Raw genomic sequence first — 22,316 nt, 5'->3', positions numbered from 1 at the left:
GGTAAAGACAGCGGATAAATGAGATAATAGCAGGATAAGCGACAGGAAAAACCCAATGGGCCTGAAATCAGAACTTCGCCTACGGGCAGAAAAAAATTTGCCAAAATGGGTAGTACATATTGCTAAAAAGGCGATAAAGAAAATATTAGTGATACATGGAATGAAAAGATACGTAGGCAAAGTTTCATACAATTCGAAACTCCCAACAGTTGTAGTAGTAAGCCATGAAGCGTCAAAGACTGGTGCACCAATATTGGCTCTAAACATATGCCATGAAATGAGTAAGGAGGCCAATGTTATTGCGATGATAATAAGTGGTGGATCACTGATAGAAAAATTTAGAGAAAACTCAATTGCAGTACTACAGCCTAAACAGGGTCCGGTCTTTGATAAACTTCTAAGGAATGAGATAAAAAGACTGGTACACAACGAATGGCCTGAATACGCTATTATCAACTCAATTGTATCGGCTAGTTATATACAACCATTAAGAAGAAACGGGATACCGGTGATGACGCTAATACATGAATTTAGTGCCTATATTCGACCGGTGGACTTGCTTAGCAACGTAGGACTATGGTCGAACCGTCTTATCTTTTCAAGCAAACTTACCAGTGATGACTTGATAAATCAGAATCCACAACTAAAAAGAACTAAGAATGAAATATTACCGCAGGGTTACTGCAAAGAAGTACTTTTGGCGGCAACACAAAACAAGCAAGATAGGACAGAAGATGAGGCAACCAAATATTTGGAAGAAATAAAAAGTGACGAAATCCTGATTCTTGGAGCGGGGCAGATTCAACCCAGGAAAGGGTTAGACCTATTTGTCTCAGTGGCATACTATATAAAAGAAAGCCTTCCGAATCATAAAATTAAATTTGCATGGATAGGAGATGGTTACGATCCTACAAATGACTTTAATGTATCTCTATGGATAAAAGATCAAATTGAACGCAGTGGTTTAAAACATCAGCTAAAAATACTAAAGGGATCTCACGAATACAAAAGGCTAATGAGGCGTTGCAATATATTCCTAATGACATCAAGATTAGACCCGCTACCTAACGTAGCAATAGATGCAATGCTCGAGGCAAAACCAGTATTTTGCTTTGAAAATGCAACTGGATTAGAAAGTCTACTCAAAAGAGATCTACTTCTCAAAAACAGTTTGATTATTGAATACCTTAATACACAGGAAATGTCATCGAAGGTAATAAGTTTACTTCAAAATAGAGATCTACTATGTGAAGTATCGAAATTATCAAAAAGAAGGGCAATTGAATGGTTCGACATGGGAAAGTACGTAGAGAGACTGAAAGAAATCGGTGCAGAAATCAAATCAGAGGAAAAGTCTCTGATAAAAAATTCGCAAGAAATACTCAAAAGGGGAATAGTAGAAATGGAATATTCCTTAGGAATTGGATCAAAGAACAATAAACATAATGCTGAGCATTACCTAAGAAGTTGGCAAACGGGAGTCGGTCCACGCAAGCCCTTTCCAAGTTTTCATCCAGGAATATATAGGGAAAGGGCGATGAGTGAAACAAACAAACAAGATCCACTAATCCACTATATAAATAATGGTGAGCCAGAGGGACCTTGGAATACAAAACTAATAATTCCAACCGAAGACGTATTAATGAATATAGATGAAAAAGTTGGACTTCATATTCATGTACATTATCCAGAACTATTAGATGAGATACTTAAAGCAATCTCAATGAATAAGATAAGACCAGAAATATATATATCATGCACTAATCAAGCTATAAGAGACTTAGCGATAAAAAATATTAATGAGCACGGTCTGATCTTAAAAAAAATAATACTAACGCCGAACAGAGGTCGTGACATTGGACCCCTTTTAACCTGTCTTGGACAAGAATTAGACGAAAAGTATCGTATATATGGGCATATTCATACTAAAAAAAGTATACACATAGCAAGGCATCAATCATATTCATGGAGAACCTTCTTGATCGAAAATTTAATTGGAAACGAAGAAAATCATATGATGGACTGCATAATAAGTGCAATGATTAAAGACAAGACAATCGGTCTGGCGTTTCCTAGTGATCCACATTGTCCCGGTTGGGATGCAAACTACAGACAAGCAAAACTATTGGCAGAAAAGCTAAATATTAAATCTCTAACAAATGAATTTAATTTCCCAATAGGTACAATGTTTTGGGCAAGAAAGAATGCACTAAGCCCACTTTATAGTTTAAATCTTGGTTGGGATGATTATCCTTCAGAGCCAATTGGGTATGACGGTACACTATTACACAGTATTGAAAGGTTGATACCATTTGTCGCGGAGTCTCAGGGGTTTAGCTACACAATGACAAATATACGGAAGATCACTCGCTAGGAATTAATCAAACTCTGGTAAAAAAGTTTGAGCCCATCATCAATGAGAACATCAGGCCGCCAACTTAATTTAGATATAGCTCTATCGATAGACAAAACATTTACTGGGACATCAAATCCTCTACCTGCTTTATAGATTACATTGATAGGTCTATTAAATAATAGTTCTAGTTTATGCAAAAGGTCTTGCAAACTTAGCCCCTGTCCTGAGCCTATATTAAATAAATGCTCTGAACCTGTATATGAACAAGCAAGGGTTATAGCAGATATAAGATCAGAAATATATATAAAGTCACGCACAACCTCGCCACTTCCCCATATTTCAACATTTTCATTTCTCATTACACGACCTAAAAATACTGGGATTACGCCTTGACTAGAATCTAATCGTTGACGTGGTCCATACGGGTTGGCAACACGTAATACAAGACCGTCAAGACCATATAGTGCTCTATAGAGATAAACATATTTCTCAATTGCTAACTTAGTAATGCCATAAGAACAAATGGGGTCAGTTGGATGATCTTCTTTAATTGGAAGACTTTTTGGAAGACCATAAACAGTGCCACCAGAAGAAACAACAACAACACGCTTGACATTGGAAAAACGCGATGCCTCAAGAAGATTTATAGTACCCAGTAAATTTACTGCTATATCATCAGAAGGATTGTGGTTAGAGGATAGAGGCAGACTCCCACTTGCTAAATGAACAACAAGTTCACATCCACTAATAACAGATTCTAAATCAAGGCGATTTTTAATATCAATACTACAGAGAGAAAGTCTAGGATTTGAGAGTGCGCTAGTACTTATGAGGCCAGGTAATCGACGTGCTACAGCACGAACGTTATAGCCCGCATCTAAAAGCGAATCTACTAGATGGCTGCCTATGAAGCCACTGGCACCCGTAACAACAACCTGCATAAAAGGGATGAAGAATGTAAGGGACCTCAGATAAAACCATAATAAAGCTCAAAACCTGAAGAACCAGAAATAAAAAGCTAGTGTTCTCAGAATGCCATGTTTGCAAGGCCACAGAGAAAATGGAGTGTTTAATAACGATGTTAATCTATGAAATCGACTTAATCGTATTAAATCAGGCAAGCACGAGACCTTGATATCATAGCGGCTATAAAAATATTCCATCTGGTGAATAACATCAAGTGTGTGCCCCCCGGAACTTGGATCACGCAACCATGAGTAAAGACGTGATAACCAATAATTCAATCCCAATCCTCGAGCGCCAATGGAGTTTTTTTCATGCTGCCGATAAAGAATTGGTGTATCAGATATGTAAGATATTCTTCCAAATACGCTAGAAACTAGAGCAAGCCACCAATCGTGAACAACCGCATGGACTGGAAGTGGTAGTGCTACATCCAAGAGTGCACGATTACACAAAATAGTGCAGCCAGTAACAACATTGGTAAGACTTATCATCGATGGAGAATCAAGGTATGGTTTTAAACACTGTCTTTGAGAGTATGTCTCTCCAAGATCATTTAAATCTTCGCCAACAAGCTTTAGGTCTGAATGTATAAGTAAGGGAATAGAAGCACCAAATCGAGCCTCTAAATCAACGATATGCTTTAAAGAGAGCTCAAGCTTATTTGGCAGCCAAATATCATCTTGATCCGCTAATGCAACATAAGGTGCACAAGAGGAACTTAACAATAAATCAACTGACGATGTACATCCAATATTCTCATTGCTTGGCAAAATATTAATCCAATTATGATATTTTACAGCTAATTTAGCCAGAAGCTGGGTGGTACCATCGGTCGAGAAATCATCACGAATAATTAATTTAGAGGGCCTCAAAGTTTGATTATATATTGATGCTATTTGCTGCTCTAGAAAATCAATGCCGTTATAAGTTGGCATTACGACCTCAATCGAATAAGACCTTACCATAATTGCCAACCCCATTTACAAAAATAATGCCAGGCGCTGGCTAGGTTTACGAACATAAGTCGGATGCTTTTATAATTTCCTCGACCCCAATTGTGGGTTACGGAGGCAATTGGCAAGTGCACACATTTACCAATTTGTGAAAGAGATCTTGTGAGGCCAGCATCTTCTAAATACAAGAAATAGCGTTCATCAAAGCCTCCGATTTTTAGGAAACTATTAGTTAATGCTATCATGCAACAACCACTCAAATATGTAGACTCGAAAACTTCATTATAATTAAATGCTGACATATTATACCATTTATCGTAACGCTTTAACCAATGAGGCTTTAAGTTGTCTGGGATGAATCTTCGGCTGATTAATGCTAATAAAGTTGGATCTCTTTTACACAACAACTGAGGTGAACCATCTTGATCACAAATTTGAGGCACAGCCAAACTTACATCAGGATGGTGATGCATCCACGCCAAGAGTTTATTGAATGATCCCGGCAGCCAGGTTAAGTCTGTATTCATTATAGCAATATATTTCGGAAGTCTATTTAGTCTGGATACGAGTAAATTTATAGCTCGACCATAACCCAAGTTTAATCGTGAGGTAACAAATAAGTCAGCTTTAGCTGCAAGACGATCAACTGGCTCATTTGGAGTATAACTATTAACTACAACTGCATAACCAATTCGAAAGGGCAATTTCGACAGGCAATTTTGCAAATTTAGTACTTCGTCCTCTGAAGGGTGATAAGCAACAAAAACAAGAAGCAGTTCACGCTCAATATCCATGTTAACTAGAAAGGCAATTTTGGCTTGATAAATTTAAAATAGTCTTCAAACATTACTCGCAAGACATATGGAGGTGGTCGGACAAAGGAGAAGGAACTACAAGGAAGAATGAATGGTCGAATTGATTGATTAAACAATATTAAAACAGCTAAGGAGTGTCAAGGCTTAATCCTATTGGTCGGAAGAGCGCGAAGCAGGCTGGAACATGAACATCGAATAAATCACATTACGACGCATGTTGGTCATCATTTCAAGGAACATGTCATATCCCTCATTTTTGTATTCGATTAAAGGATCTTTTTGGCCATAGCCACGCAAGCCCACTGATTCTCGGAGAGCATCCATGGCCTGGAGATGCTCACGCCAAAGAGTATCAATCTGTTGCAGGATAAAAAAGCGCTCAGCTTCTCTCATCAGCCCCGGGCGTTGCTGCTCAATCTGGCCTTCCTTGAGGTCATAAGCATTACGCAATTGCTCCTGGAAGAAGGCCTTGAGTTCATCCATACCAAGACCCTGCACGTGGTCAGGGTTGAGATCCTCCAACAGGTAAATAAACTCTTTTACCTTACCCACCAATTGGTTGAGATCCCATTCCTCCGGTGGCAAGTCAGGATTTACATAAGCCTCCACAATCTCATCCATCGTGCGTTCGCCATAGTCGATCACCTGCTTCTTGAGAGCACGACCATCCAGAACGCGACGCCGCTCGGAATAGACAGCCCGGCGCTGGTTGTTCATCACCTCGTCGTACTCAAACACCTGCTTACGAATGTCGTAGTAATAGGTCTCTACCTTCTTCTGTGCTCCTTCTAAAGATCGGGTGAGCATGCCGGATTCAATCGGCATATCTTCCTCGACACGGAAGGCATTCATAAGCCCAGCCACACGGTCACCACCAAAGATTCGCAGCAGGTTGTCGCCAAGTGATAGGAAAAACCGAGTGGAGCCAGGATCACCCTGGCGGCCAGCACGGCCTCTCAGCTGGTTATCCACCCTCCGGGATTCGTGCCGTTCGGTGCCGATCACATGCAAGCCACCGGCATCGCGCACGCGAGCTTCCTCCTGTTTCACCACCGCGTCATATTCGCCCTTCACTCTGGCGATTGCTAAACGCAAAGCCTGAATCTGAGGATCGTCGGTAGGAGCTTTCTCAGCCGCAGTCGCAATCCTCTCCTCAAGCTCAATCACAGTCAATGCACGATCACCCCAGGCCTTAACAAGGTCACGTGCAAGCTGGCCGAGAGCTTGATCGGTGTCGTCAGTGAGTGCACAGGGATAAAGGCTGTCACGGCTGGCGGTTGAAACAAGGACTGGAGCATCTGTGAAGCCGGCGGGAATACTGCGCTGCAGAGGCACCGGCGGCTTGTGATCCTCTTCCGGCTTCACCAGACGGCCCAGCAGCACCTCCCGCAACTTCAGGCGGGCCATGTAATCACTGTTGCCACCAAGAATGATGTCGGTGCCACGACCCGCCATATTGGTGGCGATGGTCACGGCTCCAGCACGACCGGCCTGAGCCACAATCTCCGATTCACGCTCCACATTTTCAGGCTTGGCGTTGAGCAGATTGTGGGGAATCTCCTGCTCCGCCAGCAGAGAACTCAGCAGCTCGCTCTTCTCAACCGAGGTGGTGCCCACCAGTACCGGCCGGCCGCAATTGTGGATTTCAACGGTTTCATTGGCCACGGCCCGCCACTTGGCGGCTTCGGTTTTGTACACCTGATCAGCCCAATCCTGGCGAGCCCGCACACGGTTGGTAGGAACGATGGTGGTTTCTAGTTTGTAGGTCTTTTCAAATTCCACCTCTTCTGTTTTAGCCGTACCAGTCATTCCGGCAAGACGGGGATAAAGCAGAAAGAAATTCTGGTAAGTGATCGCAGCAAGGGTCTGCGTTTCCGGTTGGATCGACAGGGCCTCCTTGGCCTCAATCGCCTGATGCTGGCCATCACTCCAACGGCGCCCAGGCATCACCCGACCGGTGAACTCATCCACGATTACCGCCTCGCCATCGCGAACGATGTAGTTCACGTCCTTCACGAACAGCTCCTTAGCCTTGAGGGCGTTGGTGATGTAGTGGGCCCAGGGATCCTGGGGATTGAACAAATCCGCTACACCGAGCATCTGTTCAGAATTCGCGAATCCCTCATCGGTGAGGGTGCAGCTGCGCTGCTTCTCATCCACCTCGTAATCCCCTTCCGGATCGACGCCGTCTTTGCCCAGCTCTGCAGCGCGGACAAGGGCATTGGCCACCTGGGCCGCCTGCTGGTATTTCTCCTGGGGCCGTTCCACCTGGCCAGAGATGATGAGGGGGGTGCGGGCTTCGTCGATCAGAATCGAATCCACCTCATCAATTACGCAGTACTGAAACTCACGCTGCACCACCTCTGACATGTCAGCAGCCATGTTGTCTCGCAGGTAATCGAAACCCAGCTCTGAGTTGGTGGCGTAGGTGATGTCACAGCGATAGTTACGCCGTCGCTCCTCAGGACGCATGTCCTGCTGAATCAAACCCACAGACAGGCCAAGAAAGCGATGCACCTGGCCCATCCATTCCGCATCTCGGCGCGCCAGATAGTCGTTGACCGTCACCACATGAACACCCCGGCCGGTGAGGGCGTTGAGGTAGCTCGGCAGGGTGGCCACAAGGGTTTTGCCTTCGCCGGTTTTCATCTCAGCGATCTGGCCCTCGTGGAGCACCATGCCACCGATGAGCTGCACATCAAAATGGCGCATACCCAACACGCGCTTTCCAGCTTCCCTAACCACGGCAAAGGCCTCAGGGAGAATCTCGTCGAGAATCGGCCGCTGATTCGTAAGACTACCGGCGGTGGCCAAGCGCTTCTGAAACGCCGCAGTTCTGCCGCGCAGCTCATCGTCGGAGAGAGGCGCTATCTCCTCTTCGAGCAAATTGATGTCGGACACTATCGGCTGGTATCGCTTCAGCTTGCGGGCATTAGGATCACCCAGCAGCAGCTTGAGCATGGAACCGGTCGTTTAAGTGAGAGAAGCCTACTGAGCCGCGCTCTAGAAGTAGATTGGATTTCGTAAGTGTTGTCTGGTCCCGTTCACCTCTGTGCAGAACCTGAGCCCTGAAACGCTGGCCCTACTAAGGCGGCACAACATGTTGCAGTCCTTAGTCAGAGCTGAGATCCTCGGCAAGACAGTTGAGACCATCGATCTGACCACAGAACAACGCGATCAAGTTTGGAACAATTTCAAAGCAGCAAACAAGCTAGATAATACAGAGTTATTCGAAACGTATCTCAAAAACAATGGTCTTAAAGAAAACGATTTACGCTGGCAAGTAGAACTACCAGCTCGCGTTCAAATTTACAGTCAAAAGCATTTTCAACACAAAGCAGAAGCCCGGTTTCTCGCACGAAAAGAACAGCTAGATCAAGTCGTCTACAGCCTGTTGCGGGTTCAAGACGGATATCTGGCCAGAGAGCTCTATTTACGTATTTCCGGAGGTGAAGCGAATTTCGCTGATCTTGCAGCCAACTACAGCCAAGGCCCTGAAGCCAAAACAAAAGGCATCGTTGGGCCTGTTCCCATGACACAGGCACATCCGGCTCTGAGCGAGCGACTACGCACCAGTCAACCCGGACAGCTGCTGCAACCGTTTCAAATCGACAAATGGTGGCTGGTCGTGCGTCTTGAGCGTTATGAGGCCGCCCAATTTGACGACAACACAAGGCAACGCATGGCCCAAGAACTTTTTCAAGAGTGGCTCAGCGAGGAACTTCTCGGTAAAATACGAAACCTAGATTGATCTTCCGACTGGCAACATTTCCGCCAACGCGCCTCCCTGAATGACCGTTTACGACCCGACTACCTCGCTTAAACAACTCGAAGCTTTTAAAAACTGCAGTGAGGAAGCTCTGCAGACCATTAAGGCGAAAGGCTCGCGAATCAGTTTCGCCACCGGTCATTCACTTAGTACGAATAGACTTATCTCAGATCGTGTTCTGGTGATTCTTAGCGGACGCGCCCGATTGTTAGGAGAGAAGAATGGCATGCCTGTCACCCTCGGACTGATGGGTCCAGGTAGTTTCATTGGTCTTCCTTCCCTGCTGAGAGCAGAGGCATGCGAAGAGGTGAGCGCAATGGAGCCGGTCGAGGCCTGGAGTATCTCAGACACTCTAATTGCAGAGCTCTATCGAAACGAAGCAAGCTTTCAAAAATGGTGCCACTCAACGCTTTTCCCTGCAGAACTCGCCGCCTTCTTGGAAACACTTCTGGATCAAAGTGAGCGCACTGCCTTCTTTGTCTCTGACGTGCTCGGCAAGGTCATTCCCCTCGCCAAGACGTTGATCGCCAGCAATGAAGCTGTAAATCAACTTGATGAACAAAACCTGGTGTTCATCGGAAGCGGAAATGGTAGCTGGAAGCTCAATGAAGAACTTCAGCGAGAACAGTTGTCAGCAATACACGCCAACAAGGAAGCGTCTTTTGCGCTGCGGTTGATCACACTTCCAAAATCGGTGGTCGATGAACTCAAGGCAGGACCCGCACCACAAGAGAGAAACGACCTTCCAGCTGATGAAACAAAGCAGACAACGGAACAACAACCTGCGAGCTCAAGATCCAGTCTCAATTTGATTGGTGAGGATCCGCGCAGCAGTATTGAACTGATTCGCGCAAGTGGTGTCCTGGACGAAACCCTGGCGTGCTTCCGCATGTTGGCCCAAATCATGGGATTGCCGTTCAGACGGGATGCTCTGGAGAAAACAATCCGCGATGCCCTACGTCGGGGTAAGCATCCAAGCTTGCCAATTCTTGGGCAACTAGTCGCAGGCATGGGACTTCATGTTGTGGGCGCCAAGGTACCTCCAGCACTATGCACCCGAATGAACGTGCCTTGTCTAATGGCATGGGGCGACGGATTCGGTGTGGTGGTTCAAAGCAATGCCAATGGAATGCTCATGGCACACCCGACGCTTGGATGGGTGGAGCTGACACCTGATCAAATGCAGGAGTCAGCTCCAGATGGGTTTGAAGTGATCCTGGTTGATCGCACTAGCACAACACCTGACGAAAAATTCAATTTTGGTTGGTTTATACCAGCCATCCGCCGCCACCGATCCAGCCTCCTGTTAGTGCTGGGCTCATCATTTGTGGTACAACTCTTCACTCTGGCGAACCCACTGCTAATTCAAGTGATCATCGACAAGGTGATTTCACAGCGGAGTCTTGATACGCTTCAAGTGCTGGGAATTGCACTGGTAGGGGTAACAATTTTCGAAGGTGTTCTGGGAAGCCTACGAACTTTTTTGTTTACAGATACCACCAATCGTATCGACATGCGACTGGGCTCTGAAGTGATTGATCACTTGCTGCGGTTGCCAGTGGGGTATTTCGATCGACGACCAGTGGGCGAACTCGGAACCCGAGTAGCAGAACTCGAGAAAATACGAAACTTCCTCACAGGAGAAGCGCTTACAACAATTATTGATGCCGCCTTTTCAGTGATTTATATCCTGGTAATGGCACTATATAGCTGGATCCTTACTATCGTTGCACTGCTGGTAGTTCCCCTACAAGTGGCAATTACACTTATCGGAGCTCCTTTATTTAGACGTCAATTCCGACAAGCTGCCGAGGCCAATGCAAAAACACAATCACATTTGGTTGAGGTACTAACTGGCATCCAGACTGTCAAAGCTCAAAATGTGGAGATTGTGAGCCGGTGGAAATGGCAGGAACGCTACGGACGATACATAAGTCGAACCTTCGAAAAAACAATTACAGGAACAGCACTTGGACAAGTCGGCCAGGTTTTGCAAAAGCTCTCACAGCTGATGGTTCTTTGGGTTGGAGCAAGGCTAGTGCTTGAAGGACAACTGACTCTTGGCCAGTTAATTGCCTTCCGAATCATTAGTGGATATGTCACACAACCACTCCTGCGACTTTCAACGATTTGGCAACGTATACAAGAACTAAGGGTAAGTTTTGAAAGACTTGCCGACATAGTGGACACTCCAGAAGAATCAACTGATGTTGACAAGGGGAAAATCCCTCTACCACCAGTCGACGGGAAGGTGGAATTTAAAAATCTTCAATTCCGTTTCAATTCAAGCGCTCCACAAGTCCTTAAAAATATCAATCTGTCTATCTCCCCGGGAACATTTGTAGGCATAGTTGGACAAAGTGGCAGCGGCAAGAGCACTTTAATGAAATTATTACCAAGATTATATTCGCCCACAGAGGGAAACATTCTGATTGACAATTACGACATCGACAAAGTTGAGCTTTATTCGCTACGCCGGCAAATTGGAATTGTTCCTCAAGAACCTCTTCTCTTTACAGGTAGCGTGAGTGATAACATTGCTCTTACTGATCCCAACGCCAGTAGCGAGGAAATTGCAAAAGCTGCACAGATTGCTTGTGCCCACGAGTTCATAATGGGATTGCCCTCCGGATACAGCACAGAATTGGGAGAACGCGGTGCGAATCTATCTGGTGGGCAACGTCAACGACTCGCAATCGCGAGAACACTACTTGCAAACCCAAAACTGTTAGTGATGGATGAAGCAACCAGCGCTCTTGATTACGACACGGAACGCCGGGTATGTCAAAACCTTCGTGAAACACTCGTTGGTTGCAGTGTTTTCTTCGTTACACACAGGTTATCAACAGTACGAAATGCAGACCTGATCGTAATGATGCATCAAGGTGCAATCGTTGAAACAGGAACCCACGAAGAACTGATTGCCTTGCAGGGACGTTATTACGCTCTTTACCGTCAACAGGAGGCTGGCTAAATGTCACGCACTAGAGAAATGATTAAATCTCCATTTGAGCTTATCAAGAAAGCTCAAGACTTAATCGAACAAGTCTTTCAGGAGCAAGAAGGTGAAGGTGAGGTTATCCAACAATCACCCATTTGGATGCGCACCACCACTTGGGGACTCATGGGAACGGCAACATTTGCCGTGGCATGGCTAGCGATTGCCAAGACAGACGAAATAGTCTCAGTTACAGGCAAACTCGAGCCTCTTGGTTCCGTGCAAGAAGTTCAAATGCCAACGGGCGGAATTGCTTCAAAGATCCTGGTAAAAGATGGCGATGAAGTAAATGCAGGCGACATTGTCATGCGCCTCGACGGAGAGGCAACAGAACAGCGATTAAACTCACTACAAGAAAGCAAAAAACTAAAAACTCAACAACTTGAACTTAAGCAACTAGAATTGAGCCAATATCTGCTTCTGAATGACGAAGAAACGAAAACTCTGAACAATAACTTAAAGTTACAGCAAAAAATATTATCTCGCTATGAAATCCTGAGTGAACAAGGTGCGGCCTCTGAATTACAGTATTTGCAACAACTCTACCGAGTAGAAGAGACAATTGGAAGTCTTAATCAAGTACGTGTTGATCGAATGCGTCAACAAGCAGCTCAAAATCAACAAATCCAACAGCTCAAAGCGGAACTTCAAGAACTGCAGGCTCAAATCACCGAAGCCGCGGTAAACATTCGCTATCAAGCCTTACGCTCACCCGTCGACGGAATTGTCTTTGACCTCAAACCACGAGGAGAGGGCTATGTGGCGCAAAGTACTGAAACGGTTATGAAAATTGTTCCTTACGACACGCTTGAAGCACGTGTTGAGATTCCAAGCCGTGAAATCGGCTTCGTAAAAGTGGGCATGCCTGCAGATCTCAGCATTGATTCTTTCCCAGCGACTGATTTCGGAGTTCTGGAAGGAAAAGTAAAGAGCATTGGCTCAGATGCACTGCCGCCTAGCCAAATCGATAATCGCCCAGAGTATCGCTACCCTGCCATGATTCAACTCGACAGCCAGCAACTCAAACTGAAAGATGGCCAAGAACTTCCACTGCAAGTGGGCATGAGCTTGACTTCTAACATCAAGCTAAGAAAAGTAAGCTACCTACAGCTTTTGCTTGGAAGTTTTCAGGAGAAAGTTGATTCTTTGCGCAAATTATAAGAATTATCTTTATCACAAGCAATAAGAGCCTGTCTCACACTACGCAACACTAGCGGCACAATCGCATATAAATTTATCCTAGATCCGAAGATCTATGGCATCAGAGTAGAGCCTGATTGTGAAGACTCAAAACATGAGCAAATCAAGAGTCGATTAGTGGTGATAGCAACAGGCTAAAAGACAAAACGATCATTACGACACAAGGATTCGCGAGATAGTTCATAAATGACTGAAAGCACAAAAAATAAAGAGGACTCCAATATCTTCCTTTCTCGCCTATCAAAAGTGGACTCTTTTATTCGATTCGGATTAGTTAAATATGGAATTGCTGATTATTTAATCCACTCAAGAAAATCATCAGGCGAACATCTTTAATAGATTCGAAAATCATTTTTATGACTTTTTTCGGCGGGCACAAATTCCTAAGCCTCCTCCAAAAATACAAATAATCACTCAAATTATTTAGAACTTTTATTCAGCTAGCGTGACCAAAGGAAATAGCCCTTGCTGGCCAGACTAGAAGCAAAGAGGATACGGAAATCAAAGCCAAATCAATTTGCATCGAAGAGCTTCATCAATGCACGAAAATTATTCGAACGTCTATCGACCAGAAGCCTTTAAAATTGTTTTCACTGTGCGGAACAAAATTATCAAATCAAGCCAGACATTAAATCTCTTGAGATAAAACAAGTCGTAAGATAATTTGAGATCGGAATCTTCAATACTGCTTGCATATGGAGCGCAAACCTGTGCCCATCCACTTAGGCCAGGTCGCATCCAATGACGCATGCGGTAATGAGGAATATTATTTTCCAACTCGTCTTCCAACTCCGGACGTTCTGGCCGTGGCCCGATTAGGCTCATATCTCCTTTCAACACATTGAGCAGCTGCGGCAGTTCATCAATCCTGAACCGGCGCAAAACCTTGCCTGCACGAGTAATGCGCTGATCACCCTTTTGCGTCCAGCTCGCAACCGAATGAGCCGGCTGAACACGCATCGTGCGCAGTTTCAACACCGTGAACGGTTCACCCATCCAGCCTGATCGTTTTTGGCGGTAGAACACCGGGCCTGAATCGTCCAGCCAAATCCAACCCATTGCCAACAGCAGCAGCGGTGAGGTGATCATGAGCAAAGCCGAAGCGAGAATCAGGTCAGAAGCTCGCTTGAGCTGCGTCTGGAAACTGAGCGGTGCTGCCCAGGGCATTTCGTCATAGGTCATCCAGCCCTTACCTAGGAGAGCTGGAGGCAAACGCTCCTGCTGGCGCTCAAATAATCCCGGTGGCGAGATCACCTGAACCTGGCGTGGATCCAACGCATCCAACTGCTCACTCAGACATAAGTGCTGAGTCTTCCGCCATTTAGACCCCAACGTGATCAGACAACGCTCATTCGTCGCCTGGACATGCTCTTGAAGTTGATCAGACTCAAGTAACTGCAAATTTTGCAGTTGCGGAACACGACTCCAAGCCTGCTGAATAACCTGCGCTTCTTGACTATCGGCAACCAACAACAACTGAGGGGAATCCGAAAGCACCAAACCTCTTCGCAAACTGATCCGCACCAATAACGACCAAAGGCACACACCGCTCAACCAGAGCAGCTGCACCCGGCGATGGAGTAGCCAAATACTTTCGGCCGGATTGGTCAACCAACGGGCGATTGCCACAACAACAAGTGTGGCAACGCACGTTAGGAAGACCCGTTGCAACAGCAGTAACTGCGGGAGATGACGCCAACGCAGGACCGTGTAGCTGCCAAACAGCCAGCCCAGGGAGGGATAAAGCAACAAACAAAAGACAGTCCAACCCCAAGGCCATGCCAATGTTTGGATCGCAATGGGTACAGGAAGCCAGTTCGTAGCGGCAGCGAGAAGGGCAAGAAAGACAACCTGACCCGCTAAATCAAGACCCGCAGCCACAAACATCAGGCTTCTGGGATCCCTGGACCACATCAATTCAGTTGATCATCACAGCAATATTTCATCACGAATCACACTCAGAAATGAATTGGTCGTAAAAGACCCTGGTCAAATCTTCCTTGCATTGATGGCTCTAGTGACCCTAGGCGCACTGATTTGACAATGGTGTCGAAGCTCAGACCAACCTTGGGATTGAGGCCACACCAGACGGCTGGCATTCCAATATTTTTACAAGCGGATGAAGAGATTCGAACTCTCGACCCTCTCCTTGGCAAGGAGATGCTCTACCACTGAGCTACATCCGCAATTCATCGCTTGGGTAACAACCGTTGCGACCTGGACAGCATGCACTACGGAGGGTCCGACGGTCAATCCACCACAACCCTGGAAGATCTGGTGAGGTACTGGCTCAAGGGATGAAACGACCCAACCAACTCAATGCGAACCCGCCATCTTTTGGCGCAGCTGCTTCACCCGGTCTCGCAGGTTGGCGGCTTCTTCGAAATCGAGCTTCTTAGCCGCCTGCTTCATCTTTGCCTCGAGCTGATCGATCAACTCCGGCAACGCCTCCAGCGCCAGGCCTGCATCGGGATCGTCCTCCAGGGCCTTGGCCGCCTTGCCCACAACCTCCACCAGATCGGCATCGGGGCCGTCCTGCTTGAGCTTGCGGCTCAGCTCCAGGAAACTGAGGATCGAGTTGCTGGCCTTCTTGCCCGCGGCAGTTGGCACGACGCCGTTCTTCTCGTTGTAGGCCTGCTGGATCGCCCGGCGTCGCTCGGTTTCGGAAATAGCTTTGGCCATCGAGTCAGTCATGTTGTCGGCATAGAGCAGCGCCATCCCCTCCACATGGCGAGCGGCCCGGCCGATGGTCTGGATCAGGGAGCGCTCGGCCCGCAGGAAACCTTCCTTATCCGCATCGAGAATCGCCACCAGGCTCACCTCAGGCAGGTCCAGGCCCTCCCGCAGCAGATTCACCCCCACCAAGACGTCGTATTCCCCCAGGCGCAAATCCTGGATGATCTCGATCCGCTCGATCGAGTGGATCTCCGAGTGCAAATAGCGCACCCGCACCTCGTTCTCCGCCAGGTAATCCGTAAGGTCTTCCGCCATCCGCTTGGTGAGGGTGGTGACCAGAACCCGCTGGTTCTTGGCCGACCGATTGCGAATCTCTCCGAGAAGGTCGTCCACCTGGCCGGTGGTAGGCCGCACCTCCACCACCGGATCAAGCACCCCAGTGGGGCGGATCACCTGCTCCGCCACCTCACCGCCGCTCACCTCCATCTCCCAGTTCCCCGGGGTGGCTGAGACGAAGACCGTCTGACGCGCCTTATCCCAGAATTCAGCCCCCTTCAACGGCCGGTTGTCAGCAGCACTGGGCAGGCGGAAGCCGTGCTCGATCAGCACCTTCTTGCGGGCCTGGTCGCCGTTGTACATCGCCTGCAGCTGGGAACAGGTGACGTGGCTCTCGTCCACGATCAGCAGCCAGTCGTCCGGGAAGTAATCGATCAGGCACTCCGGCGGGGTGCCCTCTTCGCGGCCGGCCAGATGGCGGGCGTAGTTCTCCACCCCGTTGCAGTAGCCCACCTGACCCAACATCTCCAGGTCGTACTTGGTGCGCTGCTCCAGCCGCTGGGCTTCCAGCAACTTGCCTTCGCCGTTGAGCACATCCAGCCGCTCCCGCAGTTCTGAGCGGATGGCGCTTATGGCGGAATCCAGCCGGTCTTTCGGCGTCACAAAGTGCTTGGCCGGGTAGATGTTCACAGCGTCCATGCTTTGCAGGATCTCGCCGGTGGTGGGGTCGACGTAGCGGATCGCCTCGACCTCGTCGCCGAAGAGCTCAACCCTCACCAGCCGGTCTTCATAGGCGGGGCCGATCTCCAGCACATCCCCCTTCATGCGGAAACGGCCGCGGGCGATTTCGGTGTCGTTGCGGCTGTACTGGTTATTCACCAGCTCCCGCAGCTGGCTGCGGATGTTGAGGGTCTCGCCCACCTCGAACTTCACCGCCGCCTTGAGGTATTCACTTGGAATGCCCAGGCCGTAGATGCAGCTGATCGAGGCCACCACGATCACATCGCGCCGTTCAAACAGTGAGCGCGTCGCCGAGTGGCGCAGCATGTCGATTTCCTCGTTGATCGACGCCGTCTTGGCGATGTAGGTGTCGCTGACCGGTACGTAGGCCTCCGGTTGGTAATAGTCGTAATAGGAAATGAAGTACTCAACGGCGTTCTCCGGGAAGAACTCGCGCAGCTCGTTGCAGAGCTGGGCCGCCAGGGTTTTGTTGTGGGCCAGCACCAGCGCCGGCCGGCCGGTCTGGGCGATGACGTTGGCCATCGTGAACGTCTTGCCCGTGCCCGTCGCCCCCAACAGCGTCTGATAGCGCTCACCACTGTTCACCCCCGCCACCAGTTGCTTGATCGCAGTCGGCTGGTCGCCCTTCGGCGAATACGGAGCCGTGAGGTCGTAGGCGGGCATGGGTGCTGCGGGGCCAAACGGCGGCCGTCAATTATCGCCGGGGAGCAAGATGAAGTGATGCGGCTCCCCGACCCGTGACCCCGATCCGGCTGGTTCACCATGCCCCCGGTGCACCAGGCCTGCGTTGGCTTGGCCTCGGGCCGGATCTGCGCCCCAGCCGAGCGCTGCTCAAACTGCAACGACTGTTCGATCGCCACGCCTTCTGGGCCCGCGGCCGCAGCTTTGCTCAGCTGAAGCGTTTGCTGGCCGGAAGCGATGCCGTGGTGAGCCTCTGGCGCGGCAAGCGGCTGGTGGGCTTTGGCCGGGCCACCTCCGATGGCTTCAGTCGGGCCGTGCTCTGGGACATCGTGGTGGCCGGCGATCTGCAGGGCCACGGCCTCGGCCGCCGGGTGATCGAAGAACTGCTCCACACCCCACCGGTGGTGGGGGTGGAGCGGGTGTATCTGATGACCACCAAGAGCGCAGGCTTCTACCGGCAACTGGGCTTCCAGGATGCGAATCCCCAGCAGCTGATGGTGCTGCGCCGCTGAGGCATCTCAATCCGGTTAGGCCCGGTACGATCCGAATCCGTCAGATCAGCCGATGCCCCGGTCCGCGTCCCAGCCCCCTGACGACGCCCTGCAGGGCAATCTGTTCGGGGCGCCTGAGCCGGCCGCATCGACGGCACCCACCAGCGAACCTGAGGCCGCCAGCCCCGACCTCAGCGACGACGAACTTGGGGCCGATGCCGCCGCCCGGCCCCGAACGCGCCAGGCCACGGCAAGCGAGGGCAGAAGCGAACCCCCGGCTGCAAACGATTCCGAACCCGGGAGCGACGAACTGGCCTGGGGCCACCACAGCCAGCTGGACCCGCTGCAGCTAACACCAATGCTGCGCCACTACGTGGAGCTCAAAGCGGCCCATCCCGATCGGGTGCTGCTCTACCGCCTGGGCGACTTCTTCGAGTGCTTCTTCGAAGACGCGATCGAACTCTCCCGGGTGCTGGAACTCACCCTCACCGGCAAGGAGGGCGGCAAGGCGATCGGCCGGGTGCCGATGGCGGGCATCCCCCACCACGCCGCTGAGCGCTACTGCGCCGAACTGATCAAGCAGGGCTACAGCGTGGCCCTTTGCGATCAACTAGAAACCACCCCCACCAAGGGTGCCCTGCTCAAGCGGGACATCACCCGGGTGCTGACCCCCGGCACCGTGTTGGAGGAGGGCATGCTCAGCGCCCGCCGCAACAACTGGCTGGCGGCGGTGGTGGTGGAGCCGGCCCAGGGGAAACAACCGCTGCGCTGGGGCCTGGCCAGCGCCGACGTGAGCACCGGCGAAGTGCAAGTGATGCAACGGGAAGACAGCTTCGCCCTGCACCAGCAGCTGGCCCAGCAGGAGGCCTCCGAACTGCTCTGGGCCGCCGCCCTCGATGCTGAGCGGCCGGCCTGGTGCCCGGAACGGTTGCGGCTGACGCCAACGGCCAGCACCCCCTTCAGCCCAGTCGAAGCAGAGCGCACCCTGCAGCAGCACTACGGCCTCAGCAGCCTCGATGGCCTCGGCCTGCCGGAGCACCCCCTGGCCCTGCAGGCCCTCGGCGGCCTGCTGCGCTATCTGCAGGACACACAGCCCCTGGAGCAGGACAGCCGCATCCCCCTGGAGGTGCCGGCGATCGTGCACCGCGGCGATGCCCTGGTGCTGGATGCCCAGACCCGCCGCAACCTCGAGCTCACCGCCACCCAGCGCGACAACCAGCTGCAGGGATCGTTGCTGTGGGCGATCGATCGCACCCTCACCGCGATGGGCGGCCGTTGCCTGCGCCGCTGGCTGGAAGCACCCTTGATGGAGCGCCAGGCCATTCAGCAGCGGCAGGATCTGGTGAGCAGCCTGGTGGGTGAACGCAACCTGCGGATGGCGATCCGCCAGCTGCTGCGCCCGATGGGCGACCTGGAGCGGCTGGCCGGCCGGGCCGGAGCGGGCCATGCCGGTGCCCGCGATCTGGTGGCCATCGCCGATGGCCTGGAACGGTTGCCCCAACTCACCGCTCGTCTGGACTCTGCGATCAGCGCAGGGCCGGAGTGGTTGCAGCAGCTGCTCAGCCCCGATCCAGCCCTGGCCGAGCTGGCCCGGACGATTCGCCACAAGCTGGTGCAGGCCCCACCGCTCTCCCTCTCCGAGGGCGATCTGATCCATGACGGCGTCGACCCGCTACTGGATGGGCTGCGCAACCAGCTGGACGATCAAGAAGCCTGGCTGAGCCACCAGGAGCAGCAGGAGCGCCAACGCAGTGGCATCAGCACGCTGAAGCTGCAACACCACCGCACCTTCGGCTATTTCCTGGCGGTGAGCAAAGCCAAGGCCAACGCCGTGCCTGACCACTGGATCCGGCGCCAGACCCTGGCCAACGAGGAACGCTTCATCACCCCGGATCTCAAGGAGCGGGAGGGCCGCATCTTCCAGCTACGGGCCCGGGCTTGCCAGAGGGAATACGAACTGTTCTGCCAGCTGCGCGATCAGGTGGGGGCCATGGCCGCCCCGATCCGCCAGGCGGCCCGCGCCGTTGCTGCCCTCGATGCCCTCACCGGCCTGGCCGATGTGGCCGCCAGCGGTGGCTACTGCGCACCAACTATCACCGACGGCCGGGGGCTGCAGCTGAAGGCCAGCCGCCATCCGGTGGTGGAGCAACGGCTGGTGGAAAAGGCTTTCACCCCCAATGATGTGCAGCTCGGTGAAGGCACCGATCTGGTGGTGCTCACGGGCCCTAACGCCAGTGGCAAGAGCTGCTACCTACGCCAGATCGGCCTGATTCAGTTGATGGCTCAGATCGGCAGCTGGGTTCCGGCACGCTCCGCCACGGTCGGCATTGCCGATCGAATCTTCACCCGGGTGGGTGCTGTGGATGATCTGGCCGCCGGCCAGTCCACCTTCATGGTGGAGATGGCCGAAACCGCCAACATCCTTCACCACGCCAGCGAGCGTTCCCTGGTGCTGCTCGATGAAATCGGGCGGGGCACCGCCACCTTCGATGGCCTCTCGATCGCCTGGGCCGTGAGCGAGCACCTGGCCGGCGACCTGGGCAGCCGCACGGTGTTCGCCACCCATTATCACGAGCTCAACAACCTGGCATCCGAGCGCGACAACGTGGCCAACTTCCAGGTGCTGGTGGAGGAAACCGGTGAGGATCTGGTGTTCCTTCATCAAGTGCAGGCCGGCGGCGCCAGCCGCAGCTACGGCATCGAGGCGGCACGCCTGGCCGGCGTTCCCAAGACCGTGGTGCAAGGGGCCCGTCAGGTGCTTGATCAGTTGGCGGCCTGAAGACTCAAGCCGACGGCAAGGACCGCATCAGGCTGCCCATCTCCAGGGCTTCCAGCCCGTAGCTCCAACCGAGATTGCTCTTGATGCCCGCCCGCTCCAGCGCCTGCTGCATCGTGTCGGTGGTCAACACGCCGAAGATCACGGGCACTGACGTGTCGCGCGCCACCGCAGCAACGCCCTTGCTGGCCTCCGCCACCACCACATCGAAATGGGGCGTGTCGCCGCGGATCACCGCCCCAAGGGTGATCAGCACCTGGTACTGACCGGAGCGGGCCATCTGCTGGGCCACGATCGGCAGTTCGAAAGAACCCGGCACCCAGGCCACATCAAGCTGGGAGCTGGTCTCCGACACATCCACCCCATGGCGCTTGAGGCAGTCAAGACAGCCGCTCAGCAACTTGGCAGTGACCAGATCATTGAAACGGGCCACAACGATGCCGACGCGCAGCCGGGCTGCGTCAGAGAAACGTCCTTCAAACGTGGCCATTGGGAAGGTGCCGACTGAATCTCAGCCATCGTGGCACCCGCCAGGTTCTGCCTGAGGCTGAGCTCAGACGACGAAGAAGCTCACACCCCAGTTCAGCAGCACCAGCGCCACCCAAACAGCACTGCCCAGCAGGATCAGACGGTTAGAGCGGCCGCTGTCCTCGCTGGAGGCATACAGCACCGGCACCGCAACGATCAAAGCGAAGGACGCCACCACCAGGGCCAGAACGGTCAGCGTGTTGATGAACTGCATGGAGCTGGAAGTCAGAATTAGATTTTCACACGAGAGCTGTTGCTCCCGCGAGCGAGCGGAGCACTCTTCACACCATGAAGGAGAAAAGGCCTCCGCTCAGCTGAGATTTAGTTTCAGACGCGGGTCGCGACAGTGCTGCCGAGGGCATCACGCAGACCACGAACAACCGCCACCATCGCCAGCTCATCCTGCAGGCGGTTCACGGCAGAACCGACGCCTACGCCGGCCGCACCAGCAGCGATGGCCATCGGCAGTGTCACCGCAGACAAACCGGAAGCACACAGAACGGGCACATCGACGGCACGGCTGATGCTATGGGCCGCCGCCAGGGTGGGGGCAGCCTTCTCGATCAGGCCCAGGTGACCAGCACTGAAGGGCTTGGCACTGGTGCCGCCCTCGGTCTGGATCAGATCGGCACCGGCGGCCACCAGATCGACGGCCAGCTGCTCCTGCTCATCCATCGGCAACACGTGGGGCACGGTGACGCTCAACACCACATTGGGCAGCAGTTGGCGGGTGCAGCGGGTGAGCTCCAGCACCTCTGCCGCATCAAAGATCCGGCCCTGGGGATAGAAGGCGTCGTAGTTACCGATCTCCACCATCAGTGCACCGGCTTCCACCGCCGCGGAGAACTGCTCAGGCTCCACCGACGACACGCACACGGGCACACCACCGGAAGCCTCAATCGCCAGACGCACCAGGGCGGGGTCGCAAGCCACGTCGATCAGATCCGCACCTGCTCGCCCAGCTGCACGGGCGACCCGCTCCACACTGGCGGCATCGAAATTCATCAGGCCGGCGATCACCTTGAGCGCAGAGCGCTGCTCAAGGCTGCGCTGCAGAGAAACGGGCAGCTGCTGAAGACGGGTCATGGGG

Annotated in this window: 15 protein-coding genes and 1 tRNA gene; 6 read left to right on the top strand and 10 right to left on the bottom strand. The window is 51.9% G+C overall.

Going from position 1 to position 22,316, the window contains the following annotated elements:
- Positions 1–55: 55 nt before the first annotated feature.
- Positions 56–2,374 carry a rhamnan synthesis F family protein gene (locus Syncc8109_RS00435; RefSeq protein ID WP_006849749.1) on the top strand — a complete coding sequence of 773 codons (2,319 nt, stop codon included), beginning with the start codon at positions 56–58 and terminating at the stop codon, positions 2,372–2,374.
- Here the strand turns inward: Syncc8109_RS00435 and Syncc8109_RS00430 are convergent.
- The 4 genes from Syncc8109_RS00430 to secA all read right to left on the bottom strand — a co-directional run bounded on the left by Syncc8109_RS00430 (position 2,371) and on the right by secA (position 8,051).
- A complete protein-coding gene (locus Syncc8109_RS00430; protein WP_006851966.1) occupies positions 2,371–3,297 on the bottom strand; it encodes an NAD-dependent epimerase/dehydratase family protein in 927 nt (308 codons plus the stop codon). The two genes, Syncc8109_RS00435 and Syncc8109_RS00430, sit on opposite strands and share 4 nt — an antisense overlap.
- Positions 3,298–3,345: 48 nt before the next feature.
- Positions 3,346–4,302: a glycosyltransferase family 2 protein gene (locus Syncc8109_RS11410; RefSeq protein ID WP_084213239.1), complete on the bottom strand. Its 957-nt coding sequence runs from the start codon at positions 4,300–4,302 to the stop codon at positions 3,346–3,348.
- Positions 4,281–5,069 (bottom strand): glycosyltransferase family 2 protein, encoded by a 789-nt coding sequence (locus Syncc8109_RS00420; RefSeq protein WP_006849929.1) that lies wholly within the window; start codon positions 5,067–5,069, stop codon positions 4,281–4,283. Before Syncc8109_RS00420 ends, Syncc8109_RS11410 begins: the two co-directional genes overlap by 22 nt.
- Positions 5,070–5,240: 171 nt before the next feature.
- Entirely contained in the window at positions 5,241–8,051 is a 2,811-nt protein-coding gene (gene secA, locus Syncc8109_RS00415; protein ID WP_006850080.1) for a preprotein translocase subunit SecA, read from the bottom strand.
- Positions 8,052–8,190: 139 nt separating this feature from the next.
- Here secA and Syncc8109_RS00410 point away from each other — a divergent pair, with 139 nt between their 5' ends.
- Genes Syncc8109_RS00410 through Syncc8109_RS00400 form a run of 3 tightly spaced genes read left to right on the top strand, consistent with a single transcriptional unit; the run spans position 8,191 to position 13,018 of the window.
- A complete protein-coding gene (locus tag Syncc8109_RS00410; protein WP_025361999.1) occupies positions 8,191–8,841 on the top strand; it encodes a peptidylprolyl isomerase in 651 nt (216 codons plus the stop codon).
- A 40-nt stretch (positions 8,842–8,881) separates the two neighbouring features.
- On the top strand, positions 8,882–11,833 hold the full coding sequence (locus tag Syncc8109_RS00405; protein ID WP_006850245.1) for an ABC transporter transmembrane domain-containing protein: 2,952 nt from the start codon (positions 8,882–8,884) through the stop codon (positions 11,831–11,833).
- Positions 11,834–13,018: an HlyD family secretion protein gene (locus Syncc8109_RS00400; protein ID WP_232202429.1), complete on the top strand. Its 1,185-nt coding sequence runs from the start codon at positions 11,834–11,836 to the stop codon at positions 13,016–13,018.
- A 600-nt stretch (positions 13,019–13,618) separates the two neighbouring features.
- Here Syncc8109_RS00400 and Syncc8109_RS00395 read toward each other — a convergent pair.
- The 3 genes from Syncc8109_RS00395 to uvrB all read right to left on the bottom strand — a co-directional run bounded on the left by Syncc8109_RS00395 (position 13,619) and on the right by uvrB (position 17,413).
- Positions 13,619–14,944, bottom strand: a complete 1,326-nt coding sequence (locus Syncc8109_RS00395) for a sugar transferase (protein WP_232202428.1) — start codon at positions 14,942–14,944, stop codon at positions 13,619–13,621.
- A 227-nt stretch (positions 14,945–15,171) separates the two neighbouring features.
- Positions 15,172–15,243 (bottom strand) — tRNA-Gly (locus tag Syncc8109_RS00390).
- 130 nt (positions 15,244–15,373) lie between these two features.
- Positions 15,374–17,413: an excinuclease ABC subunit UvrB gene (uvrB, locus tag Syncc8109_RS00385; RefSeq protein WP_006849639.1), complete on the bottom strand. Its 2,040-nt coding sequence runs from the start codon at positions 17,411–17,413 to the stop codon at positions 15,374–15,376.
- Positions 17,414–17,487: 74 nt separating this feature from the next.
- Here uvrB and Syncc8109_RS00380 point away from each other — a divergent pair, with 74 nt between their 5' ends.
- Together Syncc8109_RS00380 and mutS are read left to right on the top strand one after the other, a co-directional pair.
- The gene (locus tag Syncc8109_RS00380) at positions 17,488–17,943 is read left to right on the top strand and encodes a GNAT family N-acetyltransferase (RefSeq protein ID WP_006850352.1); all 456 of its coding nucleotides are present in this window, start codon (positions 17,488–17,490) and stop codon (positions 17,941–17,943) included.
- A 52-nt stretch (positions 17,944–17,995) separates the two neighbouring features.
- On the top strand, positions 17,996–20,701 hold the full coding sequence (gene mutS / locus Syncc8109_RS00375) for a DNA mismatch repair protein MutS (protein ID WP_006851056.1): 2,706 nt from the start codon (positions 17,996–17,998) through the stop codon (positions 20,699–20,701).
- 4 nt (positions 20,702–20,705) lie between these two features.
- Here the strand turns inward: mutS and ribH are convergent, their stop codons facing one another.
- The 3 genes from ribH to Syncc8109_RS00360 all read right to left on the bottom strand — a co-directional run bounded on the left by ribH (position 20,706) and on the right by Syncc8109_RS00360 (position 22,312).
- Positions 20,706–21,188 carry a 6,7-dimethyl-8-ribityllumazine synthase gene (gene ribH / locus Syncc8109_RS00370; protein WP_006851783.1) on the bottom strand — a complete coding sequence of 161 codons (483 nt, stop codon included), beginning with the start codon at positions 21,186–21,188 and terminating at the stop codon, positions 20,706–20,708.
- 63 nt (positions 21,189–21,251) lie between these two features.
- Positions 21,252–21,440 (bottom strand): photosystem II reaction center protein PsbZ, encoded by a 189-nt coding sequence (psbZ, locus tag Syncc8109_RS00365; RefSeq protein ID WP_006850156.1) that lies wholly within the window; start codon positions 21,438–21,440, stop codon positions 21,252–21,254.
- A gap of 113 nt (positions 21,441–21,553) precedes the next feature.
- Positions 21,554–22,312: a DUF561 domain-containing protein gene (locus Syncc8109_RS00360; protein WP_006850739.1), complete on the bottom strand. Its 759-nt coding sequence runs from the start codon at positions 22,310–22,312 to the stop codon at positions 21,554–21,556.
- Between the last annotated feature and the right edge of the window lie 4 nt (positions 22,313–22,316).

Source organism: Synechococcus sp. WH 8109, from assembly GCF_000161795.2.
In the GTDB taxonomy this organism is placed as follows: domain Bacteria; phylum Cyanobacteriota; class Cyanobacteriia; order PCC-6307; family Cyanobiaceae; genus Parasynechococcus.
This window is presented reverse-complemented; position numbering and strand designations above follow the sequence as displayed.